This is a genomic window from Sulfoacidibacillus thermotolerans, from assembly GCF_003144315.1.
In the GTDB taxonomy this organism is placed as follows: Bacteria; Bacillota; Bacilli; order Alicyclobacillales; family SLC66; genus Sulfoacidibacillus; species Sulfoacidibacillus thermotolerans.
The window spans coordinates 322,724-338,874 of sequence record NZ_MPDK01000002.1; the positions used below are offsets into that span (position 1 = coordinate 322,724).

14 protein-coding genes, 1 pseudogene and 1 riboswitch are annotated in these 16,151 nt (G+C 46.7%); of the genes and pseudogenes, 2 read left to right on the forward strand and 13 right to left on the reverse strand.

All coding sequences use genetic code 11. The annotated features are described in order from the left end of the window. Positions 1-14 precede the first annotated feature (14 nt). Complete coding sequence (locus BM613_RS02000; protein ID WP_109429474.1) at positions 15-1,229, forward strand: trans-sulfuration enzyme family protein; 1,215 nt, start codon at positions 15-17, stop codon at positions 1,227-1,229. Between the two features lie 49 nt (positions 1,230-1,278). On the opposite strand, the pseudogene BM613_RS02005 reads toward BM613_RS02000, so the two are convergent. The 11 genes and pseudogenes from BM613_RS02005 to BM613_RS02055 all read right to left on the reverse strand — a co-directional run. Beyond that, positions 1,279-1,434: pseudogene (locus tag BM613_RS02005) on the reverse strand (LuxR C-terminal-related transcriptional regulator); the annotation flags it as partial. Between the two features lie 241 nt (positions 1,435-1,675). After that, positions 1,676-2,452, reverse strand: coding sequence for a succinate dehydrogenase iron-sulfur subunit (gene sdhB, locus BM613_RS02010; protein ID WP_181362830.1), 777 nt, complete (start codon positions 2,450-2,452; stop codon positions 1,676-1,678). Continuing rightward, positions 2,452-4,209 (reverse strand): succinate dehydrogenase flavoprotein subunit, encoded by a 1,758-nt coding sequence (sdhA, locus tag BM613_RS02015; RefSeq protein WP_109429476.1) that lies wholly within the window; start codon positions 4,207-4,209, stop codon positions 2,452-2,454. Before sdhA ends, sdhB begins: the two co-directional genes overlap by 1 nt. A gap of 42 nt (positions 4,210-4,251) precedes the next feature. Continuing rightward, on the reverse strand, positions 4,252-4,878 hold the full coding sequence (locus tag BM613_RS02020; RefSeq protein ID WP_109429477.1) for a succinate dehydrogenase cytochrome b558 subunit: 627 nt from the start codon (positions 4,876-4,878) through the stop codon (positions 4,252-4,254). 108 nt (positions 4,879-4,986) lie between these two features. Continuing rightward, positions 4,987-6,306 carry a homoserine dehydrogenase gene (locus BM613_RS02025; protein ID WP_181362831.1) on the reverse strand — a complete coding sequence of 440 codons (1,320 nt, stop codon included), beginning with the start codon at positions 6,304-6,306 and terminating at the stop codon, positions 4,987-4,989. A gap of 10 nt (positions 6,307-6,316) precedes the next feature. Continuing rightward, positions 6,317-7,447 (reverse strand): homoserine O-acetyltransferase MetX, encoded by a 1,131-nt coding sequence (gene metX, locus BM613_RS02030; protein ID WP_245926198.1) that lies wholly within the window; start codon positions 7,445-7,447, stop codon positions 6,317-6,319. Between the two features lie 53 nt (positions 7,448-7,500). Continuing rightward, a riboswitch (SAM riboswitch) is annotated at positions 7,501-7,612 on the reverse strand. Positions 7,613-7,685: 73 nt separating this feature from the next. Continuing rightward, on the reverse strand, positions 7,686-8,501 hold the full coding sequence (locus BM613_RS02035) for an urease accessory protein UreD (RefSeq protein ID WP_109429479.1): 816 nt from the start codon (positions 8,499-8,501) through the stop codon (positions 7,686-7,688). Then, complete coding sequence (gene ureG / locus BM613_RS02040) at positions 8,498-9,169, reverse strand: urease accessory protein UreG (protein ID WP_109429480.1); 672 nt, start codon at positions 9,167-9,169, stop codon at positions 8,498-8,500. Before ureG ends, BM613_RS02035 begins: the two co-directional genes overlap by 4 nt. Positions 9,170-9,210: 41 nt before the next feature. Then, positions 9,211-9,939, reverse strand: a complete 729-nt coding sequence (locus tag BM613_RS02045) for an urease accessory protein UreF (RefSeq protein WP_181362832.1) — start codon at positions 9,937-9,939, stop codon at positions 9,211-9,213. Positions 9,940-9,992: 53 nt separating this feature from the next. Further along, on the reverse strand, positions 9,993-12,050 hold the full coding sequence (gene ureC, locus BM613_RS02050) for an urease subunit alpha (RefSeq protein WP_109429482.1): 2,058 nt from the start codon (positions 12,048-12,050) through the stop codon (positions 9,993-9,995). 29 nt (positions 12,051-12,079) lie between these two features. Then, positions 12,080-12,391 carry an urease subunit gamma gene (locus tag BM613_RS02055; protein WP_109429483.1) on the reverse strand — a complete coding sequence of 104 codons (312 nt, stop codon included), beginning with the start codon at positions 12,389-12,391 and terminating at the stop codon, positions 12,080-12,082. A 319-nt stretch (positions 12,392-12,710) separates the two neighbouring features. On the opposite strand from BM613_RS02055, the gene BM613_RS02060 reads away from it, so the two are divergent. Continuing rightward, positions 12,711-13,973, forward strand: a complete 1,263-nt coding sequence (locus tag BM613_RS02060; RefSeq protein WP_109429484.1) for an NRAMP family divalent metal transporter — start codon at positions 12,711-12,713, stop codon at positions 13,971-13,973. Here the strand turns inward: BM613_RS02060 and uvrC are convergent. Then, positions 13,968-15,743: an excinuclease ABC subunit UvrC gene (gene uvrC / locus BM613_RS02065; protein WP_109429485.1), complete on the reverse strand. Its 1,776-nt coding sequence runs from the start codon at positions 15,741-15,743 to the stop codon at positions 13,968-13,970. The two genes, BM613_RS02060 and uvrC, sit on opposite strands and share 6 nt — an antisense overlap. A gap of 58 nt (positions 15,744-15,801) precedes the next feature. Next, positions 15,802-16,110: an NfeD family protein gene (locus BM613_RS02070; RefSeq protein WP_245926211.1), complete on the reverse strand. Its 309-nt coding sequence runs from the start codon at positions 16,108-16,110 to the stop codon at positions 15,802-15,804. Positions 16,111-16,151 lie beyond the last annotated feature (41 nt).

Here is a 16,151-nt window from a genome sequence, read left to right on the forward strand (position 1 = left end):
GGAGGTTAAGATTTTTGAACAATCAACAGCAAAAACGCACACTCGCAGTGGAAACCCTGCTCGTACATGCAGGCAATGTACGTCACAATGTCGATTCGACAGCGCTAGCAATTTATCCCAGTACCAGCTATATGGCAGATTCACCTGAACAACTTGATGAAATCATGGCAGGAACAACCGAAGGGTTTTCTTACTCACGGCATGCCAATCCCACAGTTGAAGGTCTTACACAAGCAATGGCACAACTGGAAGGCGCAGGTACTGTCATCGCAACCGCGTCCGGAATGGCCGCGATTGATGCTGCGCTATTTGCCGCTAGTCTCGCACCTGGGGACACCATCTTATTAAGTCGCGATCTGTATGGCGCATCTTTAAACTTGGCCGGAAAGGTATGGGGGCAGTTCGGAGTAAAGTCTTTTATGGAGGATTTCACTAACCTGGAACAACTTCAAGCTACACTTGAAAAATTACGACCCAAAGTGCTCTTATTTGAAGTCCTCTCCAACCCCTTGCTAAAAGTAGTAGATGTGAGTGCTGTGATTGCAATGGCACACCAAGTAAACTGTCAAGTGATCGTCGATAGCACATTTACTACACCTCTCATGATTCGCCCACTCGCTCTTGGCGCTGACATGGTCATTCACAGTGCGACAAAATACTTAGGTGGGCATGGCGATGCAATGGGAGGCATTGTCGCTGCTCACGAACGTTATAAGGAAGCACTGCAACAATACATCAAGTTGCGTGGAGGGATTTTAGGACCCTTTGAAGCATGGCTCATTCACCGCGGTTTGCAAACATTAGCGGTACGATTTGAGCGACAATGTGAAAATGCTTGGCAATTAGCAAGCAAATTAGACAAAAGTGGTCTACTCAAGACAGTCTATCATCCCTTTTTACCTAACCACCCAACTTTTGCAACAGCGAAACGATATTTGCCTTCACACCTAGGTGGAGCTGTCGTGACACTCGAACTTTTTGGAGGTCGCAAAGCGGCGTATACATTCTTAAAATCATTGCGTGTTGTTCGTTCAGCAACAACCATTGGCGATGTCTATACACTGTGCCTCTATCCTGTACTCGCCTCACACCGCAACCAAAGCGAGGCTGAACGTTTAGAGATGGGAATTACAGAGGGCACTCTGCGCATAGCTGTTGGGCTAGAGCACCCAGATGACCTATTTGTCGACCTTATCCAAGCGATTGAGAAAGCCGCACAAGCAAACTGACTGCCGTTTGAAATCGCAGATTCTCACGCACGTTGCACACCATTATCTACATGACATTAGAGATATGGTTGCGCACTGTCTTTTCGCTAATGAAAAGCGTTTCGGCGATCTCCTTCGTGGTCTTATCCTGAACCAGGAGTTCAAACACTTCTCGTTCGCGAATCGTGAGAAGTGACTTCGCACGGACATCTCTTACCGCGGACACTTTTTCTTATCCCTCCTTGCTCCAGTTCACATTCACAAGGTTCAGGGATACAGTTAACGTATTGTATGAGTAGGGAAAAACGGTTGTGCAACAAGAACACCAGAATGGGCGCGCAGGAATCCCCTTCATAGAGATAGGAAATGCAGGAAGTCGACTGAACGTTCTAGACAATATACTCAATTCTCCATCTGCAAAAAGACCCTAGACAATGTCTAGGGTCTTAATGAATCCAAATAAATTTCTATTTACCAAGCCAACTAGAAAATGCATATCCGTCTACTGCACGATTCATCGCAGCGATTGAAGTAATTAAAGGGATTCCTTTTGGACAAACCTGAACACAGTTTTGAGAATTCCCACATTCATGAATTCCCCCTTCGCCCATCAAAGCTTCAAAGCGGTCTTTCTTGTGCATGGCTCCAGTAGGATGTGTGTTAAATAAGCGCGCTTGCGAAATTGCAAAAGGCCCAATAAACGATGTCTTTTCATTGACATTCGGACATGCTTCCACACAAGCACCACACGTAAAACACTTCGCTAACTCATATGCCCACTGCCGATCGGCTTCTGGCATACGCGGCCCTGGCCCTAAGTCATACGTTCCATCAATTGGAATCCATGCTTTCACCCGCTTCAAGGCATCAAACATCCTCGAACGATTAACCACAAGATCACGGATAACTGGAAACGTGCGGATCGGTTTAATCGTAATCGGCTGTGAAAGTTGGTCAAGTAATGCAGAGCAAGCTTGCCGAGGCTTCCCATTAATAACCATCGTACAAGCGCCACAAACTTCTTCCAAGCAGTTGGATTCCCACGCGACGGGGCGAACTTTCTCCCCACTCGCATTGACAGGATTGCGTTGAATCTCCATCAGCGCCGCGATGATGTTCATTCCTGGACGCCATGGGATATCAAACGTCTCCGTATATGGTGAACTGTTTGGATCATCTTGTCGCTCAATGAGCAGGCGCACTACCTTTTTCTTACTATTCATATCTTGTTCTGCCACGCTCATTAGACAGTCGCCTCCTTACTGACGTCATATCTGCGCTCACGCGGCCGAATCAGCGACACGTCAACATCTTCATAGGTAATTTTCGGACCATCTGGAGTCCAGTTGGCAAGCGTCGTTTTTAAGAAACGCTCATCGTCACGCTTTGGAAAATCGGGCTTATAGTGAGCGCCTCGACTTTCATCCCGTAACAGCGCCCCAAGAGTAATGACACGCGCTAATTCAAGCATGTTCCATAACTGGCGAGTATATGGCGCCATCTGATTTTGCCACTTCGTTTTATCTGCCATGCCGATACGCTTATAGCGCTCCATCAATTCCAGAATCTTCTCATCCGTTTTCTTTAAACGATCATTGTAACGAACAACGGTAACATTATCTGTCATCCATTGACCAAGTTCTCGCCCGATGACATACGGATTCTCAGTTCCATCCATCTTCAAGATTGCATCGTACTTATCCTGCTCTTGCTGTCTATACTGTTCAAAGAGCGACGAACCAACCGCATCGACAGACTTGTTAAGACCATGGATATAGCGAACAGCCGCAGGCCCAGCGACCATTCCGCCAAAAATAGAAGATAACAAAGAATTCGCCCCTAGGCGATTGGCTCCATGATATTGATAATCCGCTTCACCACAAGCAAAAAGACCTTTGACTTTGGTCATTTGGTCATAATCAACCCATAGTCCACCCATAGAATAGTGCACTGCAGGGAAAATACGCATCGGTACCTTACGTGGGTCATCTCCAACAAACTTCTCATAAATTTCAAGAATTCCACCAAGTTTTACATTCAGCGTTGCTGCTGGAATATGGGAGACGTCAAGATATACCATATTCTCCCCATTGACACCCAGTTTCTGATCCACACATACGTGAAAGATTTCTCGTGTAGCAATATCCCGCGGGACAAGATTTCCATACTCAGGATATTTTTCCTCCAGAAAATACCAAGGTTTGCCGTCTTTATAGGTCCAGATCCGGCCACCTTCACCGCGTGCGGATTCTGACATCAAACGAAGTTTATCGTCACCTGGAATTGCTGTCGGATGAATCTGTATAAACTCGCCGTTTGCATAAGTCAAACCTTGTTGATACACAGTGGAACCCGCAGTTCCCGTATTGATAATCGAGTTCGTACTCTTTCCAAATATAATTCCATTGCCGCCCGTAGCAAGAATCACCGCGTCAGCAGCAAACGCCTTAATCTCCATCGTGCGCAAATCTTGTGCGACAATGCCGCGGCAAACTTGTTCCTCGTCAATGACTGCCTTTGTAAATTCCCAACCTTCGTATTTCTGAACAAGCCCTGCTGCCTCGAACCGGCGCACTTGTTCGTCAAGTGCATACAGCATCTGCTGACCCGTTGTCGCTCCAGCAAATGCGGTACGGTGATGCTTTGTCCCACCAAAGCGCCGAAAATCAAGGAGTCCTTCGGGCGTTCGGTTAAACATGACACCCATGCGATCGAGTAAGTGTATGATCCCTGGAGCTGCCTCACACATTTTAAGGACCGGAGGCTGATTGGCGAGAAAGTCACCGCCATAAATCGTATCATCAAAGTGAATCCAGGGAGAGTCTCCTTCCCCCTTTGTGTTCACTGCCCCGTTAATTCCACCCTGAGCGCACACAGAATGAGAGCGCTTCACAGGAACCAGTGAAAAAAGGTCAACCGGAACTCCTGATTCTGCAATTTTAATTGTGGCCATGAGACCCGCAAGTCCGCCACCCACAACGATAATTCGTTGCGAAGCCATCTTAAATTCCCCCTTGGCAGGTTACGCCATTCCAGCACTTCATTACGCGGTATGCACAAACGCAAGCAACGCATCAATTCCAACAAATGCAAGGATCACAAAAAACACCATCATCACGACAGCAGAAATACGCTGCGCTCGCGGACCAACAGTAATACCCCAATGCACCATGAATGACCACAATCCGTTTGAAAAGTGAAAAGTTGCTGCAACCACGCCGATGAGCATAATCCAAAAATTAATCGGATTTGAGACGAGATTATGTACAAAGTTAAAATTGGGCTCTTGCCCACTAAATCTCGTCGTCCATAAATGATAGATTATAAAAATAAACGTGATAACCCCTGTAATGCGTTGCAAAGCAAACATGCGATTCCTAAGCCAAGTGTACTGCTGTGCATTGTAGCCCGATGTATACGCTACATACAGCCCATACACCCCATGATAAATGAGCGGAAGAAAAATGAAGACAAATTCCACCACATGCAAATATGGGATATGCTGAATCGTATTGACTGCATTGTTAAAAGCAGTCGGCCCTTCTGTTGCTGTCGCATTGGTGAAAAAATGCTCAAGCAAGAACAACCCAACCGGTACAACGCCAGCGAGTGTATGAAGTCGACGAAATAAAAAATCGCGGTGATTGGCTGTTGCAATAGCCACCGACAAGCCCCCTTCCTAACAGTTGCACGAATCTTGTCGCACACAACTTAAATTGTAGCGATTTTTTAACGAACATGTCAAGGACAACGCCTTGCTCATGATCGCTTGCGCTTCTTATCCTGTAGACAACTCTGTCAACGGTTCAGAACAATGGACAACAAAATCTCCCCCATAAGGCATGACAATCCACGAAAGAACACCTGTCATTTGGATGAATTTATCAATTCTTTTCCGATCGTCTGTCGCAATCAGATAGGCACGTGTATATTCATCCTTCGTACGTCCCACTTCCAATATGCGATCCTCTGAACAAAATGCAGCCGTCTCCCACGCGCTTACATGAATTGCATCTTCTTTTTTTGCAAAATGAATCCGGACATAGTAATTTTGCACTTCTCGTAAATGAAATACTCCAACACCTGCACATGTCCCCTTTTGCTTTGGTGCAGTCGCTGGAATTGTCGGAGTGCGTAACACTTCGACAATATCTTCAATTACAGCGCTTGCCGTCGGCATTTCTCCTGCCCCCCGGCCAATGAAGGTAAGTTCACCTACCACATCTGCCTCTACCGTCACTGCATTAAATACATCACTAATGGTCGCAAGGGAATCAGATTGTGAAAGTAACTTTGGACTGACGGAAAGTCGCACTTGTCCTCCTTTATAGGATGCCTCAGCAATCAATTTAATGACACAGCCAAGCTGCTTTGCAAACGCAATGTCAACCGGCTCTATCTCCGTGATCCCCATGCGATCGACACACGCGATCTCAGTCTGAACCGGAAAGGCCATATTCGCCAAAATCGACAACTTGTATGCTGCATCATACCCTTCCACATCACTTTGCGGCGCCGCTTCTGCATATCCGAGTTGCTGTGCTTCTGCGAGCGCTTGTGCAAAAGTCACTTCCGCTCCCTGCATGCGCGTCAAAATGTAATTTGACGTTCCATTTAGAATCCCACGAATGGAAGTAACGCGGTTTGCTGTAAGGTAAGCTTGTAGCATTCGAACAATCGGAATCCCGCCAGCTACACTCGCTTCATAGAGAAGACGTACACCCGCGTTCTTTGCTATGAGCGCCAATTCATCTCCATGTTTGGCAAGTAATTCTTTATTGGCAGTAATCACATGCTTTCCAGCTTGCAGTGCACTGCGGATATACCCGAGCGCTGGTTCGATGCCCCCCATGACTTCGACCACGATCGAAATTTCGGGATCTACCAAAACAGATATGGCATCTGTCGTCAAAAAGTCTTGGTCGATCCGAACACTGCGTTGTTTTTGTAAATTTTGCACGAGCGCTCGTTTGACGCGCACCTGAAACCCCGTTTGTGCAATAATGTGGTCTTCATTGGCTAACAGCGATTTTACAACGCCCGAACCCACCGTACCGAGCCCCAACAGCCCAATGTAAATCTGTTTTACGTTGGCCATATTATTCCTCCTATAATGCCTGTTCATCCAAATTTGTAACTGCCAAAAACGGGGCAATTAACTCGGACAGTTGTTCGAATTCCAGCAAAAACGCATCATGGCCATATACACTGTCGATTTCTGCATAGGTAGCCGACACCCGACAAGTTCTAGCGAGTTCAACCGCTTGGCGAATCTCCGTTGGAGGATACAGCAAATCATCGCGAATACCGATCCACAATAAGTCAGCTTTGATTTGCTGCAATGCAGCTCTCATTCCTCCTCGCCCCTCCCCAATATCGTGCAAATCCATCGCGCGCAATAGCGTCAAATAGGATTCGGCGTCAAACCGTGCGACAAATTTATCTCCCTGATACCTGAGGTAGCGTGCTACTTCCGCATCGAGCGGTTGCTCACTGCTAAACTGTCGTCCAAAACGTTGCTCAAATAGTTGGGCTGTACGATACGTAATCATCCCGATCATGCGAGCGATCCGCATGCCATCCTCAGGGAATCGACTGACTGCCGCATATTCACCCGAAAGATAGTTTGAGTCACTTTGAATCGCGCAGCGCATGACCTCATTATATGCGAGTCCCATCGCGGAAAAAGCTGGATTTGCCGCAATGACAACAGCCCTGGCGACATCATTTGGATACAAAAGAGGCCATTCCAACGCTTGCATGCCACCCATAGAACCACCTAAAACGGCGTGTAACTTCCTTACACCTAGTTGACGAAGTAAATAATATTGAACATGAACCATGTCACGAATCGTAATCAATGGAAATTTCGAGCCGTATACGCGATCTGTCCCAGGAATCAGACTGGCTGGCCCAGTCGTTCCTGCACACCCGCCGAGCACATTGCTAGACACAACAAAATAACGGTTGGTATCAATGGCTCGACCAGGTCCAATCAATGGCCCCCACCACCCTTGGCGGCTTTTGCTATCTGCAGCGTGCGCATCTCCTGTAAGCGCGTGGCAGATCAGCACAACATTCGTTCCATTCGCATTCATCGTCCCGCATGTCTCATAGGCGATCTCTACTTGATCTAAGCGCTCTCCGCGCTCTGTTTCATAATGCTCAAGTCTCATTACATGTGAAGTTGTTGGCGTCCATTTTGTTTGTCCCTTTAGCCCCATCGTCGAATCCCCCACAAACAAACACCCCCTCTTTTTGTCAAGAGGGGGTGTCTATCACTCACGTCTCCCTCTTATCTGCCAGAGCCTAAGCTCTGCTGGAATTGGCACCTTTCCTTTGCTAACGCAAAAGACGGTTGCCGGGCTTCATCGGGCCAGTCCCTCCGCCACTCTCGATAAGAGATTTCTTTTCGGTTGTTATTTCTTGTTATGCTATCATATGACCGCAACATGGTCAACAACGAGATTAGGTGATTTATTTGCGAATCAAAAGCTCATCTGCGCCCAGCAATAATTGTCTCATCCGCGTATGACAGGCATGCATCACTTGGGCAACACGCCACGCACTGCGACCCAGTATCCGAACAACGAGTCCATTTTTACTTAACGCACTACATCCGCCATATACATCATCTTCCGAAAATTGATTAAGCAAAGCCTGTAAAGTAGCTACATGTGTATTCGCAACACGCTCAGAAAGTGCGTAAAACGTTCCAACATGTGTAAAGGAGCCAAACGAGGACGAAACAAATAGAGACTCACGCCTTGGTTCCAACAAAATTGCATCCCATACGACACACTGCTGCTCCCAATAAACGATAAAACGACTTTCGTAACGCTCAAAACAAAACACTTCTCCCTTACCTACACGTCCTGGTGTAAGAATTTCCCCAACCATAGCCGTTGCACCAGACGTCATATAAACTTGCGTCTCTCCCTCAAAAAGACTTCCAGCAAAAGGGACGACAGGTTCCGGCATATACTCAAAGACTGCATCTTGCGCCACATAAAACGATTGCATCTGACGACTCGGTTGCAAAGAGGGAGATGGATGTAACTTAGCAGAAGCTTGATTTGTCAAGTAAAGCTTTGCTCCACTTTTTACTGAACAAACAATCCGTTGTGTATCTCCTCCAAAAAGTCCGGGTGAAGCGTCCATCAAATACAAAATAAGGCCGCCATCTGCCCGTTCAAAAGGCTTAGCCACTTTTAACGGTGCCTGCTGTTTTGAGACAATTAACCGCGTGCGTCCTTCACGATTCACCACAGCCCCTTCCCAACGACCATTCACGAGAGCAATGCCGCCCGTTGCGATAAACGCTCTGTCAACCAGGCAACAAGTGATGCAACGCCAACATCAGAAAAAAGATCAGTCATCACAAAGGGCCGCTCCCCGCGCATTTTTTTCGTGTCATTTTCCATTACGTGCAAATTCACTCGCACATATTTTGCTAAATCAATTTTATTGATAACCAAGAGATCAGATCGCAAAATTCCCGGTCCACCTTTGCGAGGAATCTTTTCTCCTTGCGCTACATCGATGACATAAATAAAGACATCTACTAATTCTGGACTAAATGCAGCAGCTAGATTGTCTCCCCCACTCTCCAAAAAAATGAGGTCTAAATCAGGAAAGCGCTGCTCCAGTTCCGCGATCGCTTCAAGATTCATCGAAACGTCCTCACGAATCGCCGTATGTGGACACCCGCCTGTTTCTACACCAAGAATTCTACTTTCTGGGAGCACTCCCGAATTTACTAGAATTAACGCATCTTCTTTCGTATAGATGTCGTTTGTAATGACGGCAACACTATACTTCTCTTTTAACTTGGCGCAAAGCTTCTCTACAAGCGCTGTCTTCCCTGATCCAACAGGCCCCCCAACGCCAATACGCAGTGGTCGCACATCAGAAATTACAGGTGCCTCCCACTCGTCATGATGATGACCCCCTTCACACATGTCACCTTACCCCTTTCTCTTTCTGACTAATTTCACCGCGACTACGACATAAACAACCGTGAATAGAGCGTTTCATGTCTCATCCCCTGTATTTCGTGAAAGATTGCTGCATTCGCTAAATGAAAAAAAGCTGGCGGCTGCTTAACTAAATCTAAAGCTATGTCTTCTAACGCAGGAAATAGTGAGGCAAGCGTTTTTTGCCCTTCGGTTTGACCAATCACCGTAGCGCGTACAGCATTTTGCACGAGTGCATTTACTGCTGAATAGAGATAGGTAGCAATCGCAAGCTTTTGATCGATACCTAGATACGCGCATACAAAGCCATGCACGATCGCTCCATTGCCATAACATATGCCTTTACGAATCATGGCATCATACAATTGCAAATGCGAATGTGGATACAATTCTAATGTCATACGCAGATATTGCCGCCCAATCTTTGTACTGCCCTCGCGTGATTCACGAGCAAGTTTTGAAAGAGTGAGCCGATAATCGAGCAATGCAATGGACTGCTCAAATTCAGTGCGCGCCGGTAGATCAGAAAAACGTTCCATGTACTCAGTGACCAAATAATAAGAAAAATACACTCCCGGTGCTTCCATTGTTGCAAAACTCCCGCGGAGGAGATCCTCTAACCAACGCTGTAAACTATAAACATCGCTCACTGTTTTTTCTGCAAGAGCCGTCTCTAAGCCAAAAGAATGCGAAAAAGCACCTGTCGGGAAACCCGAATCCGCTAATTGTAAGAGCGGGAGTATACACCCTTTCACCAGAGTCCATCTCCTTGTCGTGAACCACTCAGATCCGCTTTACATAGCCAGTATTAAAATAAAAAATAACGTTGTGTCAGAGGCAATTGCACTGCTGGCTCACAAGTAACGAGTTCCTGATTAACCCGCACCTCATACGTTTCCGGATTCACCTCAATCTCTGGCAATGCGTGATTATGGATCATGTCGCGCTTCCCTATCGTTCGGCAGTTTTTTACTGGGAATACCGTCTTCTCTAGCCCTAATTGCAAATGTACCCCTTGTTCAATCGCTGCTTGCGACAAAAAAGTGAGCGAAGAACGTGGAACAGCTTTACCAAACGCACCGAACATTGGACGGTATCGCTGTGGTTGCGGCGTAGGAATTGACGCATTTGGATCACCCATGACAGCGTGCGCAATCATCCCACCTTTTAACACCATCTCTGGCTTTACACCAAAAAAATCTGGTTTCCACAAAACAAGATCCGCCCATTTACCCGGTTCAATCGACCCCACATAATCAGCAATGCCATGAGCGAGTGCTGGATTAATCGTGTATTTCGCTAGATATCGCTTGACGCGATAATTGTCATTTGAAGCAGTATCTTCTGGTAACCGCCCGCGTTGCACTTTCATTTTATGAGCCGTTTGCCAGGTGCGTAGGATCACCTCGCCTACTCGTCCCATGGCTTGTGAATCGGAACTGATCATGCTAATCACGCCTAAATCATGCAAAACATCTTCAGCGGCAATCGTTTCGGGCCGAATGCGCGAATCTGCAAAGGCCACATCCTCAGGAATGCGACTATCCAAGTGATGACAGACCATCAACATGTCAAGATGCTCTTCGATCGTATTGACTGTAAAAGGCCGTGTAGGATTCGTCGAAGAGGGTAGAATATTTGGTTCTCCAGCCAAGCGAATAATATCTGGTGCATGCCCCCCACCAGCGCCCTCAGTATGGTAGGTATGAATAACCCGTCCACCGATCGCTTCGCGTGTATCCTCAACAAATCCAGCTTCATTTAACGTGTCTGTATGAATAGCGACTTGTACATCATAAGCGTCAGCCACTTTCAGACAAGCATCGATTGCAGCAGGCGTCGTCCCCCAATCTTCATGCAACTTTAGGCCAATGGCACCAGCTTGAATCTGTTCAACCAACACTTCTTGTTCAGATGCATTCCCTTTTCCAAGAAAACCGAGATTTACAGGAAAGGCCTCTGCAGATTCTAACATGCGCCAAATATAAAAAGCGCCTGGCGTACAAGTCGTCGCATTTGTCCCCGTAGCTGGCCCCGTTCCGCCCCCGATCATTGTCGTAATCCCTGAGCTGATCGCCGCTTCGATCTGTTGTGGACTAATAAAATGAATGTGCGCATCAATCCCGCCCGCAGTCACAAGCAGACCTTCGCCTGCGATGATTTCCGTCCCAGCTCCGATCACAAGTTGCGGATCTACTCGATCCATCGTATCGGGATTGCCTGCTTTGCCAATGGCGACAATTCTCCCATCTCGCACACCAATATCTGCCTTTACAATCCCCCAATGATCGATGATCAGTGCATTTGTAATGATCAGGTCGGGTGTCCCTTGAGCACGCGTAGCATGAGAGGACTGTCCCATGCCATCGCGCACCACTTTGCCACCACCGAACTTACACTCATCTCCATATACCGTAAAATCCTGCTCTACCTCAATCCACAAATCTGTATCTGCTAATCGCACACGATCTCCCACTGTAGGGCCGTACATAGCTACATACGATGCCCGCGGCAACTCTACGCCCGCTTGAATCGAAGCCTCAAGGTGAGCTACTTCATCCCCGATTGCGCCATTTGTCATGCCACGGTGCCCTTTTATCACCTGCCGCCCGCCAAATGCAACAAGTGTCACGGGTTTCTCTTCGCCGGGCTCAAATCGAACTGCAGTTCCGGATGGAATATTCAAACGCATTCCGCGCGCTTTTGCTCGATCAAATTTAAGTTGGGGATTCACTTCATAAAAATGGTAATGAGATCCAACTTGAACTGGGCGGTCTCCCGTATTCACCACATGTACTGTCACGATTTTTCGCCCTTGATTGATTAACACTGGCTCTGCTCGCAATTCATAAGCCCCTGGCTTCATTATTCTGCCCGCCTCCGATCTGCTTTGTGCTAGAGCCTAGGCCGAATAGGCTGGTGTACTGTTACAAGTTTTGTCCCATCTGGAAATGTCGCTTCTACTTGCACCTCTTCAATCATTTCAGCCACTCCGTCAAGTACATCTTGCTCGTCTAAAATGGTTGCCCCATACTCCATCAACTCCGCGACTGTTTTCCCATCGCGCGCTCCTTCTAAAATTTCATAAGAAATAAGCGCAACCGCCTCAGGGTAATTTAACTTCAGTCCACGCTGTTGGCGGCGTCGACTCAAATCTGCTGCCACAACTAACAGGAGCTTTTCTTGTTCACGATCCGTTAAGTGCATCTGACGTTAGACTCCTTTACCAAATGACTATGTCATCATCTATTACAAGAATTACAGGAATCTTGTGATAACTATACGCAATCCCTCTTTTTGCGTCAAGTTATATCACATTTGAAACGGCTTCTGATCATGCACAGGCTTAGGATCCAGAAGCGCTACCAGGCGCATTGACCGGGTTCAGTTGTTAACCTATACTAACAACTAGACTTAGTTCCTGCCACCTACTGTCATGAAGAGATCATCACTTCATCTTTCCTATGTAGTTTGCAAACTAAGAATCTAGGAACGAGGAAAAGCTGCACATTAGAGGGGTACACGCATGTCAAATTACGAAAATTCTTTTCCAGAAACAAAAAGGCGTCTACACGCCTTGCGCCAATGGCTGCTGTGGGTTGGCGCATTGGGTCCAGGCATTATGGTTATGTTAGCCGACACAGATGCTGGCAGCGTCATCACTGCTGCCCAATCTGGCGCACAGTGGGGATTTCGGATGATCCTCCCGCAGATCATTCTGATACCCATGCTTTATGTCATTCAGGAAATCACAGTCCGTCTGGGGATTTTAACGAAAAAAGGCCATGGAGAATTAATCCGCGAACACTTCGGAATGAAGTGGGCTTTGCTCTCTGTAAGTACACTTTTTATATCATCTGTCGGTGCATTAATTACCGAGTTTAGTGGAATTGCTGGCGTAGGTCAACTATTTGGCGTTCCTCCTTTTGCGAGTGTTGGTTTAGTGACCGTGTTACTCATTGTCTTGGGCCTGTCTGGGAGCTATCGCCGCATTGAACGCATCGGAATCGCAGTAGGACTGTTTGAGTTGTTTTTTATTGTAGCGGCTTTTTTGGCACATCCAAACCCGCATCAAATTTTCACTGGACTTGCATCACTGCCCCTGCAAAACCACAATTATCTCTATTTGTTAGCCGCCAATGTGGGAGCTGTGATTATGCCATGGATGATCTTTTATCAACAAGGCGCTGTCATCGATAAGAAGATACAGGATCATCAACTAAAACTTGCCCGTTGGGATACGTTTGGCGGATCCGTTTTGACCCAGTTCCTTATGATCGCAGTTGTCATCACGACAGCAGCTACCATTGGGCAGAACCACCCCAATCAACCTTTAAACGATGTTCCGCAAATCGCCCAAGCACTTACACCAGCGCTTGGCGCACAAGCCGCTAAAATTGTTTTTGGACTTGGGATGGTCGGTGCAAGTTTTATTGCTGCACTTGTTGTATCCATCGCTGGCGCTTGGGGGATTGGAGAAGCTTTTCGACTCAATCACAGCCTAAATCACAAAGCATCGGAAGCCAAAGGGTTTTATCTCATCTTTTCGCTTGCGCATATTTTGGGTGCTATCTTCGTTCTCTTTAGTTCAAATCTTGTTGTTTTAGCTGTCGACGTCGAAATCATGAATGCGATGCTCTTGCCTATTGTACTCGGATTTTTACTCGTTCTTGAAGCAAAGACGCTCCCTAAAGAATGGAGAATGCGCGGACCCTATAAATGGACAGTATGGGGTGTTTCTTCTCTCGTGATCTTATTTGGACTCTACATGACCTTTATCTCTCTATAAAGACTGAAGGTGTGCCATGATTTGACGCGCCAGACGATCTCCGATCCCAGCCTTGCGAAATTCTTCGAGCGAGGCGTTTTTCATTTCTGCAAGCGATCCGAAGTGTCGTAACAGTTGTTTGCGACGCGCTTCACCAATTCCCGGTATTTCATCAAGTAAGCTATGCAAGGCATTTTTTTGTCGAGTTCCCCGATGGAAAGTAATCGCAAAGCGATGAACTTCATCTTGAATGCGTTGCAACAAATGAAAAGCTGGTGACGCATGATCTAAAGAAAGAGGCTCTACTTCTTCCCCCAAAAACACCTGATGACTGCGATGTCGATCGTCTTTTGCCAATCCACAAACTGGTATATCGAGCGCGAGTTCGTTCTCGAGAACATCAATTGCAGCAGCGATTTGTCCTTTCCCACCATCTACCATAATCAGATCAGGAAGAGACAAATGTTCCTTTAAAACACGTGTATACCGCCTGCGGATCACCTCACGCATCGATGAATAATCATCGGGCCCCACCACTGTTTTAATCTTAAATTTGCGATATTCACTACGAGCTGGCTGACCATCGATAAAAACGACCATTGCGGCAACTGGGTCAGTCCCTTGTGTGTTCGAGTTGTCAAACGCCTCGATGCGCCGAAGTTGCGCAAGTCCAAATGCATCTGCCAATTCCTGCATGGCGCTGACTGTACGACGCTCGTCACGCTCCATCAATCGCAGTTTTTCCTCAAGTGCAATGCGAGCATTGCGTGCAGCGAGTTCGACAAGTTCATATTTTTTCCCCCGCTTTGGCTGTAAGATCCTTGCTCCTAGAAACTCCTGCAATCCCTCGACATCAACATCCTGAGGTAGCCAAATCTCTTTTGGAACATCCGGATTATCAAAATAAAACTGTGCGATATAAGATGCGATATCTTCGGCCTCCGTACCGTGATGACGAAATACCGCCGCACTGCGCTCGATCATCTTACCTTGACGCATAATAAATACCTGGATACTGAGATATCCTTTCTCTGCATAAGCACCAAACACGTCTCGATCCATGTGATCTGAGAGGGTAACTTTTTGCGATTCCATCACCCGCTCTATCTGCGCAATTAAATCCCGCAATTCTGCAGCGCGCTCAAAGTGTAACGCCTCGGCCTCAACCTGCATTTTCTGTTGTAATTCAGCCGCAATTTTTTCATAGCCACCACTTAAAAAATCCGTGATTTCTTTCACGATAGATTGATACGTCTTTTCTGACACTGCAAATTCACACGGAGCTAAGCATTGTCCAATGTGATAATAAAGACACACTTTGGGTTTCAGTTTTTTACACTTGCGCAATGGGTATAGGCGGTCCAGTAGTTTTTTCGTTTCAGCTGCTGCACCCCCGCTTGGATACGGACCGAAATATGCGGCTTTGTCCTTCTGTACTTTTCTCACGATTTCTAAGCGCGGATGTTCTTCTTTGGTAATTTTAATGTACGGGTAGGTCTTATCATCCCGCAGCATAATATTATAATGGGGGTTATAGTGTTTTATCAGATTGCATTCTAAAACGAGTGCTTCTGCTACTGTATCTGTAACAATATACTCGAAATCAGCGATGTGACTGACAAGCAACTGGGTTTTCCCGTCGTGACTCCCAGTAAAATAAGACCGGACACGATTTTTTAAGACTTTCGCTTTCCCAACATAAATCACAGAACCGCGCTCATCCTTCATCAGATAGCATCCTGGTTTCTCTGGTAACAACGTTAATTTAGCTCGTAAATCTTCCCATGTCATCCTCAAAACATCATCATTCCTTATATCAAACGCTCCGCGCAAAGCGTTGTGTGACCGATCAATCGGACACTTTAGTCACAATCATTTTGCCATCCTCTACTCGATTTACGCGAATCCACTGTCCTACTTCAATTGTATCGCTACCCCCTAAGGTCACAGGCCAGATTTCACTACCAACGCGGACATACCCAGTTCGATAGGAAATCAGCGGCGTGATAGCGATCCCCTTTGCTCCGACTACTTGCGCAAAAAGAACGTTTGCCGAACGTCGGTTCAACTTGCGTCGCCACAGTTCATAAAAGAAACCGACCACTGCAATCCCTGCGAGCACGATCATCCCCAAAAGTGAAAAGCGGTCTTCTGTCATCACTTCCGAACCTCCTTCAATCCCCACTCTTGTCTATTGTT

What these genes read in the sequence shown, in the direction of transcription:
- BM613_RS02055 (WP_109429483.1), bottom strand. Translation starts at nt 12,391, where the DNA reads ATGCACTTAACGGATCGTGAACAAGAAAAGCTCCTGTTAGTTGTGGCA.
- BM613_RS02070 (WP_245926211.1), bottom strand. Translation starts at nt 16,110, where the DNA reads ATGACAGAAGACCGCTTTTCACTTTTGGGGATGATCGTGCTCGCAGGG.
- uvrC (WP_109429485.1), bottom strand. Translation starts at nt 15,743, where the DNA reads ATGACATGGGAAGATTTACGAGCTAAATTAACGTTGTTACCAGAGAAA.
- BM613_RS02060 (WP_109429484.1), top strand. Translation starts at nt 12,711, where the DNA reads ATGTCAAATTACGAAAATTCTTTTCCAGAAACAAAAAGGCGTCTACAC.
- ureG (WP_109429480.1), bottom strand. Translation starts at nt 9,169, where the DNA reads ATGTGTGAAGGGGGTCATCATCATGACGAGTGGGAGGCACCTGTAATT.
- BM613_RS02025 (WP_181362831.1), bottom strand. Translation starts at nt 6,306, where the DNA reads ATGGCCAACGTAAAACAGATTTACATTGGGCTGTTGGGGCTCGGTACG.
- ureC (WP_109429482.1), bottom strand. Translation starts at nt 12,050, where the DNA reads ATGAAGCCAGGGGCTTATGAATTGCGAGCAGAGCCAGTGTTAATCAAT.
- sdhA (WP_109429476.1), bottom strand. Translation starts at nt 4,209, where the DNA reads ATGGCTTCGCAACGAATTATCGTTGTGGGTGGCGGACTTGCGGGTCTC.
- sdhB (WP_181362830.1), bottom strand. Translation starts at nt 2,452, where the DNA reads ATGAGCGTGGCAGAACAAGATATGAATAGTAAGAAAAAGGTAGTGCGC.